Origin of the sequence: Chryseobacterium carnipullorum, assembly GCF_900142785.1 — a bacterium.
Lineage (GTDB): Bacteria > Bacteroidota > Bacteroidia > Flavobacteriales > Weeksellaceae > Chryseobacterium > Chryseobacterium carnipullorum.
In genome coordinates, this window is sequence record NZ_FRCD01000020.1 from 1 (window position 1) to 12,793 (window position 12,793).

The 12,793-nt window shown below is 35.8% G+C and carries 11 protein-coding genes; all 11 read right to left on the minus strand.

The genetic code is table 11. The features are described from left to right. Window positions 1-536: 536 nt before the first annotated feature. A complete protein-coding gene (locus tag BUC06_RS19490) occupies window positions 537-1,217 on the minus strand; it encodes a hypothetical protein (RefSeq protein ID WP_073335673.1) in 681 nt (226 codons plus the stop codon). Between the two features lies 1 nt (window position 1,218). Then, on the minus strand, window positions 1,219-2,082 hold the full coding sequence (gene rfbD / locus BUC06_RS19495) for a dTDP-4-dehydrorhamnose reductase (protein ID WP_073335674.1): 864 nt from the start codon (window positions 2,080-2,082) through the stop codon (window positions 1,219-1,221). 86 nt (window positions 2,083-2,168) lie between these two features. Then, entirely contained in the window at window positions 2,169-2,654 is a 486-nt protein-coding gene (locus BUC06_RS19500) for an acyl-CoA thioesterase (protein WP_073335675.1), read from the minus strand. A 63-nt stretch (window positions 2,655-2,717) separates the two neighbouring features. After that, window positions 2,718-3,221, minus strand: a complete 504-nt coding sequence (locus BUC06_RS19505) for an OmpH/Skp family outer membrane protein (RefSeq protein WP_073335676.1) — start codon at window positions 3,219-3,221, stop codon at window positions 2,718-2,720. 68 nt (window positions 3,222-3,289) lie between these two features. Then, window positions 3,290-3,850 carry an OmpH/Skp family outer membrane protein gene (locus BUC06_RS19510; protein ID WP_073335677.1) on the minus strand — a complete coding sequence of 187 codons (561 nt, stop codon included), beginning with the start codon at window positions 3,848-3,850 and terminating at the stop codon, window positions 3,290-3,292. Between the two features lie 9 nt (window positions 3,851-3,859). Further along, window positions 3,860-6,397, minus strand: a complete 2,538-nt coding sequence (gene bamA, locus BUC06_RS19515) for an outer membrane protein assembly factor BamA (RefSeq protein WP_073335678.1) — start codon at window positions 6,395-6,397, stop codon at window positions 3,860-3,862. A 27-nt stretch (window positions 6,398-6,424) separates the two neighbouring features. Continuing rightward, on the minus strand, window positions 6,425-7,174 hold the full coding sequence (locus BUC06_RS19520; protein WP_073335679.1) for an isoprenyl transferase: 750 nt from the start codon (window positions 7,172-7,174) through the stop codon (window positions 6,425-6,427). A gap of 5 nt (window positions 7,175-7,179) precedes the next feature. Next, window positions 7,180-8,070 (minus strand): type IX secretion system protein PorG, encoded by an 891-nt coding sequence (gene porG / locus BUC06_RS19525; RefSeq protein ID WP_073335680.1) that lies wholly within the window; start codon window positions 8,068-8,070, stop codon window positions 7,180-7,182. Window positions 8,071-8,283: 213 nt separating this feature from the next. Then, window positions 8,284-10,782 carry a polysaccharide biosynthesis tyrosine autokinase gene (locus tag BUC06_RS19530; RefSeq protein WP_073335681.1) on the minus strand — a complete coding sequence of 833 codons (2,499 nt, stop codon included), beginning with the start codon at window positions 10,780-10,782 and terminating at the stop codon, window positions 8,284-8,286. Between the two features lie 2 nt (window positions 10,783-10,784). After that, window positions 10,785-11,624 carry a polysaccharide biosynthesis/export family protein gene (locus tag BUC06_RS19535; RefSeq protein ID WP_073335682.1) on the minus strand — a complete coding sequence of 280 codons (840 nt, stop codon included), beginning with the start codon at window positions 11,622-11,624 and terminating at the stop codon, window positions 10,785-10,787. Window positions 11,625-11,650: 26 nt separating this feature from the next. Next, window positions 11,651-12,778: a glycosyltransferase family 4 protein gene (locus tag BUC06_RS19540; protein ID WP_073335822.1), complete on the minus strand. Its 1,128-nt coding sequence runs from the start codon at window positions 12,776-12,778 to the stop codon at window positions 11,651-11,653. Window positions 12,779-12,793: the final 15 nt, after the last annotated feature.

Below are 12,793 nucleotides of genomic sequence, written 5' to 3' on the forward strand. Positions count from 1 at the left end.
TTACGCTTTAGTTTTTTTCTTACTTGGTTGTATATTGTATGTCAATGATCTTTTTTCTTTCCGCAAAACATAGAGAAGCTTTTCTGTCGTTCTGTCCTCTATTTGCGGTTGCAAAAGTAATTATTTATTTCTAAATGACAAAATATTTTCCAAAGAAAATTTAAAGTTTTTTAAGTAACCTTAACCTCTTGACAAACATCCGTCCTTACTGCTTCTGCGCTCCGTTTAACCGGACTGCAAAGATACTAAAATTTTTAAATCCCGCAACTTTTATTTCTAAAAATTAATCAGATCATTTTCTAGCCCTTAAAAAGCTTTTTCATAAATAGTATCGCTTACCTAAAAGCTCTTCTGTGCTACTAATCAACTCTCGTTTTTCAGTGGGGCAAAGATAGCAACTTATCACAACGCAAAACAAACTTATTTAACATAAAATTCATCATCCCGTCATATTAATGCATAAACAACTGGCAGGCAGAGAGAAAAATTTAAACTTATGTTTAGTTTTAAAGTCTACTTGAATACAAAGTGCAGCCCTATTGTTTATTTTGTACATAGATAAGGCTTAAAAAGTCAGCATAGGACCTTTCCAACCCAATAATATCACCAGACTTTAGATTTAAGCCTCCTGTTCCTGAGGTATCTGATTTAACTTTTGCGGAAGAAACCTGAAAATATAGATTCTCGTCATTATTTTTTGCCTGAACTTTAATTGTAGAGCCCAAAAGTTTCTTTGTTGATATAGTATATACTTCTCCGGGAATGATCTCCTGTGTAAGATATGATCTTGGGGTTAACACATAATCCTTCTCATTGATGTTAATTTTTTGATTTTTATCAGAAGAAGCAAAAACGTAAAGCATTCCTTTCTGGCCTGCTAAGTTTTCTTTGGGAGTATAGTACAGGGCAATTTTATAATTGGCCGGATTAAGAGGTTGCGGAATGCCCGTTATATTTTCAAAAGGTTTAAATGAAAATGTATTGGCTCCTATTTCTTTTGCCTTCTTATATATTAAAGAGAAAACAGCTGCATCATCATTGGAGAATCCCTGAACATCAATTTCGCCCAAATATTCGGCACCCTTTATAGCGTCCGCTTTTTTATACAGGAATTTATCTGTATTGTCATTTGTTTTCTCAATTTTTGAAAGATACACCTTTTGTGCATAACACAACTGTATACAAAATACGGAAAGGGCAATTGCTAGATTCTTCATATTATTGTTGTGTAATTGTTCTGACAGCTTCTTCGAGGCTATTTTCCCAATGTTTTGGTTCTATTTTATAAATCTCCTCTATTTTATCCAAAGACATGGTACTTCTGGCCGGTCTTTTTGCAGGAGTAGGATATTGGTCGGTTGTTAAAGGATTTAATTTTACTGAAGTTTTTGAAAATTCAGCGATCTTTTTAGCAAACTCAAACCATGTCGTTTCCGGATAGTTGGAGAAATGAAAAATACCAAAGGTTTTGTTGGGGGTTTGGATAATGTTCATGATTGTTTCTGCAAGATCATTTGCATTGGTAGGCTGACCAAACTGATCTGCAACAATCCCTAGTTCGTTCTTTTGAGAAAAGAGGTTGAGCATTGTTTTAACAAAATTCTTATTAAATTCTGAATAGAGCCAAGAGGTTCTCAAAATAATGGTTTTAGGATTAAGTTCCAAGGCCAATTCTTCTCCTTTTCTCTTTGATTCACCATATATTCCCGTTGGATTTGTAAAATCGTCTTCTGAGTAGGAAAGGTTGGTATCGCCATCAAATACATAATCTGTGGAAACATGAATCAAAATGCTTTTATGATCTGCACATGCCTGAGCAAGGTATCCTACTCCATCAGCATTGACAGCAAATGCTTTATCACTTTCTTTTTCGGCTAAATCAACTGCTGTGTAGGCTGAAGCATTGATACAGTAATCAGGTTTATTATCATAGAAGAAGTCATTGATCTGACTTTCGTCTGTAATATTCAAAGTCTGAGAGTCTGTAAATATGAATTCGTAGGAATTTTCAAAATCAGGTGCTATTTTTCTGATACAGTTACCCAACTGTCCGTTACTCCCTATTACTGCTATTTTTTTCATCTGTAATTTATTATTTTACTTATCAAAGGTACTGCTAAAGAAAATATATCCTTTCATCGCAAAAGATTATTTTTTCCGTTGTCTGATTAAGAATTTTTTGCGTTCTGAGATCTTAAGTATTTTACTCTTGGCTGGAAATCTTTTTGCTCCAGATTTACAAAGAACTTATGGAAAGTCTCTTTTATATCTTCGGGATGAACTTCAGATTTTCTTGTTGCAATATTAAAATAGATTACAGTAACCCATAATACAGCATGAACTGTTTTTTCATCCAGACTTTTCATCAGTATTTCTACTTTGGCTGTTCTGTCCTGTATTTCTATAGTCTTGCTGCTGATGACTACCTGAGTATTGTATCGTACTTCTTTTAAATAAGCGATCTCATTTTGAATGGCAATCCAGGTGCATCCCGTTTTCTTGGTATACTCTTCGTAGGTGAATCCGTAAAATGTTTCTACGTGATCTTCTCTTGCATTGAACATATAGTCCAGATATTTCACATTATTTAAATGTCCTATCGGATCACAATCGCTGAACCTCACTTTTACGGTTGTTGATACTTCTCTTTCCATAGCGCAAAAATAAAAAAACCGCCCCTAAAAGAGGCGGTTAATTTATAAAACTTTGTTAATTTCTTAGTTGATCCCTAATTCTTTCTTAACAGCAGCTGTAGCATCTGCACCTGATTTGTAAACCAATGCTGCAGAATTTGCATCCATAATGAATTCATATCCGCTAGTTTTAGCTACTTTCTCGATAGCATCGTTCAGTTTTTTCTCGATAGGTCCGAAAGCAACATCTTGTTTAGCCTGAAGATCTTTCTGAGCTTTATCCTGCATTTGAGCTATTTCTTCCTGAATCTTTTGTAATTCTGCTTCTCTAGCTTTGTTTTCATCAGCAGTTTTCTTAGGAGCTTCCTCGCTGTACTGCTTTAATTTAGCTTGTCCTGCGTCAGCTTTTTTCTTGATCTCCGCTTGTTTTGCATCTAAGAAAGCTTTTATATCAGTATCTGCTTTTTTCTTTTCAGGCATTGCATTAAGCACCCCCATTAAATCTACAGTAGCTAATTTCTGAGCTTTTGCCATACTTACCGATACAACCATTATTACCGCGGCAAATAATACACTTAATTTTTTCATAATTGGTAAAATAAATAATTTAATTTGTTTTTAGATTTTAATTTAAGGTAAAAGTTAATTTAAAAAAGTTACTTTTTACTTTTACTACTTGTCTTTTCTTTTTTATCAGATCCTTTTGATCCTTTTAACAAGACATCCAATACTTTTTCTGTATAATCATATCTGGGCTGATGGATAATCACATTAGTGTTGCTTTTATCAATAACTATGCCTAATCCGTTCTTTTCAAACACTGTTTTAACAGCGCTCCAGATCTGATCCTGGAAAGGTACTACCAGATTTGTTCTCAACTTTGTAATTTCCCCGTTGGTCCCAAAACGTAAGCTTGTAGTCGTTTTTATATTCTTATCAAGATCTACTACTTCTTTTTCTCTAAGTTTAAGCTGGTCTCCAATAAGCAAAACTTTTTCACTTTCAAATGCCGCTCTTTTTCTTTCGTACTCAGACTGCAGATTTTGAAGTTCTGACTGCCAGGTATCGATCTGTGAATTTAATCTCGCTTCGGCTTCTTTGTACTGAGGTAATTTATTTAAAATATACTCTGTATCCACCACTCCTATTTTCTGGGCATTTGAAAACCCGAAAAGCAGTAAAAGTACAAATGTGAAAATGATTTTAAAGTTTTTCATAGGTATGAATTATAATGATTGGTTCATCAAGAAGTGGGTTTTCCATCCAGATGGCTCTGTTCCGGAAACGGTCTTATCGAATCCATAAGCAAAGTCAAATCCGATCAAACCGAAAGCCCCCATATATACTCTGACCCCAACACCTACCGATCTTTTCAGCTGGAATGGGTTGTATGTGCTCCATGAGTTCCATACGTTACCTCCTTCAGCAAAGGTAAGTGCATAAATTTTAGCGGTTTGATTCATCGAGATCGGATATCTTAATTCTAGTGTAAATCTGTTATAGATTGTACCACCTCCTTTTTGTGTAATATCATCCACTTCTCCTCCATATGTAGATGCATTTTCGTATCCTCTTAAAGGAATCAATTCACGACCGTCATATCTACCTCCAAACAAACCTGTACCACCAACGTAGAATCTTTCGAATGGCGGAGCACCCAGTTTTTTGTTATATCCGTCCATAAATCCCATTTCAGCAGAAGATCTCAACACCAGTTTTCCGGCAACTTCGTTATATACATCAGCCTTGAACTTGATTTTATAGAATTCCATCCACTTGTACTTGTCAACAGGAGACATTGTAGAATAGTCTTTGTTACTGAACAAAGAGTAAGGTGCGGTCAACTTAGCGGAAACTTCGATATTTGATCCCATTGTTGGGAAGATAGGGTCGATACCTGCTGAGTTTCTGCTTAAACCTAAGTTAAGACTTAAGTTATTGGCATCCCCATAGTATTCTGTGGTATCCCCAAACTGGAATGGATAGTTACTGAATTTATAATTCTGATACTGGATTCCGGTGTATAATGAGAAATAGTCATCCGGCCAGTTCAGTAATCTGTTCAGACCAACTGATGCAGAGAAGATGTTAAGCTTCTGGCTACCACCACTACTGTCACTATATTTTACTCTGGAAGTATTTAAACTTACCGAAAGGGCAGTAGGTCTCGTTCCAAATAACCAAGGTTCAGTAAATGAAACGCCATAGTTTTGGAAATACTGTCCTGCCTGTGCCTGAATGGATAAAGTTTGACCATCTCCCTGAGGCACTGGCTTAAAGTCTTTAAATTTAAGGAAGTTTTTCAAAGAGAAGTTGTTGAAGGTAAGTCCTAAGGTACCAATAAAGCTGTTACCACCGTAACCAGCCTGTAACTGCACCTGGGAAGACCCTTTTTCAACCAGTTTCCAATTGATATCTACTGTATTATCCTGCTGGTTTGGCTGAATATCCTGACCTACCTGTTGTGGATCAAAGAAAGACATCCCTGCAAGATCAAAATAGGTTCTCTTAATTTCTGTCTTTTTGAAAAGCTGTCCCGGTTTTGTTCTTAAAGCTCTAAGTATAACATGATCATGAGTCGTGGTATTCCCCTGCCAGGTTACCTTATTCCAGGTAGCCTGTTCCCCTTCATTGATTCTAACCTCAAGGTTTACGGCATCTCCTGATACTGATTTTTCAACCGGTGTTATATTAGAGAAAAGGTAACCGTTATTCATATACATAGACTTGATGTCTGAATCGTCTTCTTTACCTCCGTCTTCTCCAACTTTTTTGTTGAAACCTACCGCATCGTAGATATCTCCTTTTTTATATCCTAGCAATCTCTGTAAGTATTCTGTAGGGTAAACGGTATTTCCGGTGAATGTAACATCTCCGATATAGTACTTCTTCCCTTCGTTTAATTTTACGTTGATTTCGTAGTTATTTCTTTTATTTCTCCATACGGAATCTGAAACAATAGCAGCATCTCTATATCCCAAAGAGTTATAGTAGCTTACAAGGCTCTGCTTGTCTTCCTGATATTTTTCTTCAATAAATTTAGAAGATTTCAGAATTCCTCCGATACCAAATCTTTTTTGTTTGGTTTCTTTGAAGGCTTTTTTTCTAAGTTGTGCATCAGTAACCGTTTGGTTGCCTTCAAATTCGATATGGTCGATTTTTACTCTTTTCCCTTTCTCTACATTGATGGTCCAGTCTACCATAGACGGATCGTTTGCATTGACCTTATCCTGAATGGTAATTTTGGCATCAGCAAATCCTTTTTTCACGTAATCCTTAGGGACTTTTGTCTTAAGTCCGGAGATCAGGTTTTGGGTGATCTTTGTTCCCGGCTTCAGATTATTGTCTTTAACCAGTTTTTCGTTTTTAGATTTACCGATTCCTTTACCTGTGAATTTTACTTCTCCAAGTTCTTTAAGGTCTTGTAAGTAGAATCTTAAAATTATGGTTTGCCCTTCAATACTCTGAACATATACTTCAACTTCTGAAAAAGACTGGGTATCCCAAAGCTTTTTAACAGCGTTGCTGATTTTTTGTCCTGGAATATCTACAACTTCGCCTTTTGTTAAGCCCGTAAATCGTAAGATCTGTGCTGGCGTATATTTTTTTACCCCATCTACAACAATGTCTTTAAGAGTGTAAGTTCCTGCTTCATTTTCGGCATGTACTGCACTATTTACTTTAGTGCTGTCCTGAGGAGTTACTTGTCCATAAAAATGCGCCGAAGCAGCAAACATTATGATGGGTAATAGTCTAAACTTCATTTTATCGAGTCTTTCTTTTCTTTAAATTTATTGGGCATTTATCTGATCGCCAGTTAATCCGTATCTTCTTTCTTTATTTTGATAATCAACAATACATTGGAAGAAGATATCTTTTGTAAAATCCGGCCACAGGACATTTAGAAATTGTAGTTCTGCGTAAGCAATCTGCCAAAGGAGGAAGTTGCTTATTCTAATTTCACCACTCGTTCTGATCAGAAGATCTACAGGAGGAAAGTCTTTTGTATAAAGATAACTTTCGAATAATTTTTCATCAATATTCTCAATATCCACTTTTCCTTCTTTGACATCGGAGCTGATATTTTTTACAGCCTCTACTATTTCATTCTGTGAACCGTAGCTTATTGCCAGCACTAAATTACCTTTTGTGTTTTCTTTGGTAAGTTCTACTACACGTTCCAGCTGTTCTCTCACCAGGAGAGGCAGTTTTTCCAGATTCCCTATCACATGCATTCTGAGTCCTTTGCTGAAAATTTCTTCAGCTTCCAGCAACAGGGTTTCCACCAGCAGATTCATCAGTGTACTTACTTCATCTGCAGGACGGCTCCAGTTTTCAGAAGAAAATGTATACAGTGTTAAATAGGGTATATCAATCTCATTACAGGCATTAATGGCATTTCTTACTGCATTAATGGCATTCTTGTGACCGAAGGTTCTTTCTTCGCCACGAGTTTTTGCCCATCTTCCATTGCCATCCATAATGATGGCGACGTGTTTCGGTAAATTCTCAGAATTTATTTTATCTTTAATCAACGACATATTAATTAATCACAATAGCATGGTGGTCTTCCGAATGAGTAGCTGAGTCCTAAACTAACTGTATTCATCCAATCTTTAGACCTTTCATCACCAATATTTCTTTTGTTAATAAGTTCTTGCTCTCTTTCTTTAGAGACTGCAAAATAGTTTCCGGACTGCAGCAGCGAACCGCCAGTAGCAGGATCTAAAATATCTGCATTAAAGCTGGAGGTTACATCCTTAGGCATAATCCTGCTGTGATCCAACTGATCTGTTAATGTATATCTAAATGTAGCTTCTGCAAATATAGACCAATTATGATTGAACTTATATTTTAAACCTACCCCGAAAGGGATATGCATCGTTACTTTTTTTCCTACTGTATATTGTGGAGTACTTGTAAAATCCATTTCATTAAGAGGAGCCTGTGCTACTCCGTCTGCATCTCTTCTAAAGTCGTTTACAAGATTCGCTTTAGGTGCATCAAACATTAAAGCACCAATACCTCCGAAGATGTACGGGCTTACCATGCTTACCTGCTCGTTATTGATAGGGAAAAAGTTGTATTCGAACATTAAGCTGGTTTCGTATACGTTATTTTTTCCGTATGAATTTCTATTCACTCTATATTCTTCTTTCGCAGCTTTATCGCTGAACTGGATCTGGTTGTACCCTAAGTCCAATCTAACGGTTTGATGCGGGTTAAAATTAAATCTGTATAATAAACCTCCATAAAATGGGAATCCCCATTCTGACACTCTGTCTAAATCCAACGGCTTTTGTAAAATGTAATTGGTCCTCCCTACGTCCCCAACTAGGTTACTCATTCCTAGACGAACTCCCAATTCGTTTCTTTGTGCTTTAACACTTACCATTCCAAGGAAGGCAAGAAAGCTAAACAATAATTTTTTATTCATAAAAGAATATGGATTTATGGTTATTTTAAAATTTAATTTTTGCAAATATAAAACATTTTTATATTAATGATATTCTTAATGTATAGTTAAAAATAAACAAAAAAACATAATTTGTTATAAAGTAAACGGCAAAGTGCCAAAAATATTCTTTTTTCCTTAGATTCCAAATACTGACAGTATAAGAAAACCCCCATTTGCTGAGGGTTTAAAACGCTATTTTTTATTAAATATTGTCTGTATCTTATTTCGTATTTTTATCAATAGTGGTTCTTCATAATTTTTGTCTTCATCAAAATATCCATAACCATATCCATACCCATATCCATAACCGTAGCCGTACCCCTGTTTTGTATTATAGTCATTATAAATGAGACCTAAATGATTAATCTCCTCATTATGGTACTTTTCAGTGATCATTTTCAGCATATACTTTTCAGTATATTCATGACGCACCACATAAATATTGGCATCAGAATACTTCATCAGTTCATAAGAGTCTGCTACCAAACCTACCGGAGGCGAATCTATAATAATGAAATCATACTTCTCTTTTAGCTCTTCTATAAATTTGATGTTTCTTTTGCTCATTAAAAGTTCCGAAGGATTGGGAGGAATAGGTCCGGAAGTAGCCACATCAAGATTAGGAATATTGGTATTATTAATGATTTGTTCTATTCCTACTTCTCCTGTAAGATAGTTTGAAATACCATATTTATTATCAATTTTAAAATCTCCAAAAATCTTAGGTTTTCTCAAGTCCATTCCAAGCAGGATGGTCTTTTTGTCGCTTAACCCTATTACGGAAGCCAGGTTGATAGAAATATATGTTTTCCCTTCTCCTCCGATGGATGAAGTAACCAAAATCGTTTTCCCTTTACCGTCTTCTCTATTATTCTCCATCAGAAATCTCATGCTTGCCCTTATTCCTCTGAAGGCCTCTGAAACAGATGATTTCGGATGTTCTAAAACAGTAAGCATATTTTCATTACTATTATTTCCAATGACACCAAGAAGTGGAATCTTTGTGGCACTCAACAATTCTTTAATGTTACGGATCTTATTATCCAATACTTCTCCTATCAGGATAAATAAAAATGGGAGCAATAGCAGTCCGGTCATAATTCCCATCTTTATTGCTTTCACATTCGGACCTATCGGAGCCTGTCCCAGATTTTTTGCCGGGTCTATTACCGTGATGTCAGACTGGTTGGTCGCCACCTTCATCTGCGCTTCATTCTGCCTTCCTAAAAGACTGTTGTAAGTCGCTTCGATCATGCTGTATCCTCTTTCTGCATCAAGATATTTTCTTTCTTTTTCAGGATATGAATTCAAATCAATATTGGCTTCTGCTACCTGCTGATCTATTTTATTGATTTCATCATAGTATTTCGTATAATAATTTCTCAGAGAACCGGATGATCCAGCTTTAGCCTCATCAATAAGCCTGTTTATTTCTCTAATAGGTTCAGAATTTGGCTTATAGATCATTGCCATTTCTCTTTTCTTTGCATATAAAGCTTTAAGCTCTGTCACAGAGGCAGAGAAGAACCCATCTTCAAAACCAGCAGCATTCGTGCTGATCATTTTCTCGAAATCCTGAGCCTGCAGTGTATTTTTGATGTTATTCAAAGAACTAATCTTGCTCACGATATCGGCTTTTCTCCCTTCAAGCTCTTTTATTTTATCTAGAGATTTTTCGTCCCTGTCTTTGATATTGTAGAGTTTTTCCGAAGTTTTCAGATAGTTCAGAACCGCTGCACTTGAATCCAGCTTTTTACGGATATTATCTACGTTGTTTTGCAGATAAAGGTCCGTGTTTTTGTTAACGATGTTTTTATCAGCCAGTCTTTTTTTCTGAAGTTCGGCTACCGATTTATTTAAGAAGTTGACGGTACTATTAAGATTAAATCCTCTTTTATTAATAATCATAATTGTCCCTATCTCCTTGTCAAATTCTACCCCTATGGTAGAAACGATATCATTCACACTTTGATTTACAGAACCAAGAGTCACAATAATATTGTCAACTTTTATTTTAGGAGTTTCGGTATTTCTAAGGAGCCTAAATCTAAGATTCGGGGAATTATACCATTCGTTGATCTTTATAATTTTATTCGCAGGTTTGGCATATGCGTTAATAGACTGAAAACCTTCGGATTCATAACTATACAAACTGGTAGACTGACCTTCCTCCGGAAGAACTACCTCATAAGAGTCTCCTCCCTTTGGAATCAGGGTAATAGGATAATTAATCTGCTGAAGATGTTTTTTATCGATCTGCAGAAAAATTGGTGAGTCGGTTTTATCAATATATGTTGATTTGATGATACCCTTGGTCGAATAATTCACGAAAAGATCAAGCTCTTTTACCAAAAACTCGTTATGAGATCTTGATAATAACATTTTCTTAAGATAAACTCCGTCCTGATTTCCATTTTGTCCCCAGATAAAATTGATAGACTGGTTAGGGGTAAAATAGCTTGATGTATTGTTTGATATGCTTAAAGAAAGGTTTGAAGCATAAATGCTTTGTGCATAATATTTACTGTATACCCAGGAAATAACATAACCGATAAACAGCATCAATACAAACCAGTACCAGTTTTTGAGTATTCTTCTTACAAAATGTTCTATATCAAATAATGCAAACGATCCGTACTTATCCTTCTGGGGCTCGTTTTTACCTACTTTGGTGTCTTTCTCTGGAATCATGATTAAAGGTTTTTAAGAAGCAGGTAAATTGATAATGCTGTCGTAATCACGGACACCCCAGTAGTTAAGGTCTGTACAGGATCTTTTCCAAATCCGTTTAAGCTCTTTCCTCTTGTATTCAGATAGATTTCGTCGCCATTCTGTATATAATAGTAAGGCGAATTCATGATATCTTCGCGGGTAAGGTCTATTTTTGCTGTTTTGATTCCTTCCGGTAATTTTCTGTGAATGACGATGTTCTTTCTGTCTATAGTTCTGTTCAGACCCCCGTTAATAGCAAGTGCCTCAGTGATGGTAAGTGTATTTTTGTGTACTACTTTTTCTCCAGAAAGACCTGTGGTTTCTACGTCTCCCAAAATATAGTACGTTATTCCGTTTGTGTTTAACCTTACTTCAGCCTTTCCTTCCTGAAAGTTTTCATTTACTTTTTCCTGAAGCTCCTGGCTAATATCTTCTAATGTTCTTCCTTCAGCTTTGACATATCCTATTCCGAACACATTAATATCTCCTTTGGAATCAACTTTTAATCCGTTGAAATAGAAACTCATATTCCCTCCTGTACCGGCTCCCCCCCCCGTACCCATCAATGAAGAGCTGCCTCCTCCGGATGAATTCAGAGATGAATAAAACTGAGCTGCATCTCCCTTGGGAGTGGTCACAATATTGAGATTAAGTATATCGTTCTTGGTAATCCTGTAGGTAGGAATATTGTAGGGAACAAGTCCTTCTTCGTTGATCACCAGGCTTTCGCTGGGCTGCATATACCTTACATCTTTTTTGGTGATGCAGGAGGTAATAAAAAAGGGTAATAGTAAAAATAAATACTTTAAGTTCTTCATCATGTTTGAATGTTTTGCAAAAGTAAAAATTAAATTGATATTTTCTTATTATTTCGTAAACGATAAATCACATCTGGTAGATAAGCTCCCAAAAAGCCTAAAAAAAGGACAATCAGTAATAGTAGATTTATATTGATATGCCTTAAATAGTAGGCCACCGTTACAATCATAAGATAATAAACAATAATATAAAAAGTGGAACGTCTATGGGTAAGATCTAATTTCAAAAGTTTGTGATGGATATGGTTTTTATCTGCGTCAAAAGGCGACTTTTTGTTGCATATCCTTATTATAATTACATTCAGGGTATCCACGATGGGCAGAATAAGAATAGCTACTGCTACCACTGGTGCCGACTGAAGGTGATACCTTGGAACATTAGGAAGTTCCTTATCAATAAAAATATCAATAAAGCATATGGATGTAAAAGCCAGCAGAAAACCGAGAAGCATGGATCCGGTATCTCCCATAAATATTTTATTGGCTCTGTAATTCGATAAATTGTAATATAAAAATGCGAGAACGGTACCAATAATGATCACTGATAAAACAACCAGAGGATAATTGTATTCGCCGAGTCTATAATAGCTTATTCCGAAGAGACCACTACAAATGACGGAATATCCACCGGCAAGACCGTCTATTCCATCAATCAGATTGAATGCGTTAATCAGAACTATAAAAGTAATAATACTAAACACTATACTGATGATATACCCCAGTTCATAGATGCCGAATATTCCAAATAAGCTTCTGATCCTAATATCTGACCCTATGACAATAAGAGAAGATACTACGATCTGAGCAACAAGTTTTTTATATGCCCGCATTACGACAATATCATCCATCACTCCAATATATAAGAGAATAATTAATGAAGCAAATAAAAATTTATAGAGGTCAAAGAGTTCATAAGCAAAAATAGATGCCGTAATCCCGATCGAGTAAAAAATGGCAATCCCGCCAAGATTGGGGATTTTCCTAAGGTGAGAGCTTCTTATCCCCGGCTCATCCATAAGATTCTTTCTTCTGGATATTTTAATGATGGTGGGAATAGAGAAAAAGGTAATTAAAAAAGCAAACAGAAAGCCCAACCCTATTTTCACGTAAAAAATAGAAATCCCTGATTCGCTTAAGAACAATTCAAAATTTTTCATTCTTTTTTTTTCAAG

Coding starts and splice junctions, on each gene's coding strand:
- BUC06_RS19490 (WP_073335673.1), bottom strand. CDS start 1,217: ATGAAGAATCTAGCAATTGCCCTTTCCGTATTTTGTATACAGTTGTGT.
- rfbD (WP_073335674.1), bottom strand. CDS start 2,082: ATGAAAAAAATAGCAGTAATAGGGAGTAACGGACAGTTGGGTAACTGT.
- BUC06_RS19500 (WP_073335675.1), bottom strand. CDS start 2,654: ATGGAAAGAGAAGTATCAACAACCGTAAAAGTGAGGTTCAGCGATTGT.
- BUC06_RS19505 (WP_073335676.1), bottom strand. CDS start 3,221: ATGAAAAAATTAAGTGTATTATTTGCCGCGGTAATAATGGTTGTATCG.
- BUC06_RS19510 (WP_073335677.1), bottom strand. CDS start 3,850: ATGAAAAACTTTAAAATCATTTTCACATTTGTACTTTTACTGCTTTTC.
- bamA (WP_073335678.1), bottom strand. CDS start 6,397: ATGAAGTTTAGACTATTACCCATCATAATGTTTGCTGCTTCGGCGCAT.
- BUC06_RS19520 (WP_073335679.1), bottom strand. CDS start 7,174: ATGTCGTTGATTAAAGATAAAATAAATTCTGAGAATTTACCGAAACAC.
- porG (WP_073335680.1), bottom strand. CDS start 8,070: ATGAATAAAAAATTATTGTTTAGCTTTCTTGCCTTCCTTGGAATGGTA.
- BUC06_RS19530 (WP_073335681.1), bottom strand. CDS start 10,782: ATGATTCCAGAGAAAGACACCAAAGTAGGTAAAAACGAGCCCCAGAAG.
- BUC06_RS19535 (WP_073335682.1), bottom strand. CDS start 11,624: ATGATGAAGAACTTAAAGTATTTATTTTTACTATTACCCTTTTTTATT.
- BUC06_RS19540 (WP_073335822.1), bottom strand. CDS start 12,778: ATGAAAAATTTTGAATTGTTCTTAAGCGAATCAGGGATTTCTATTTTT.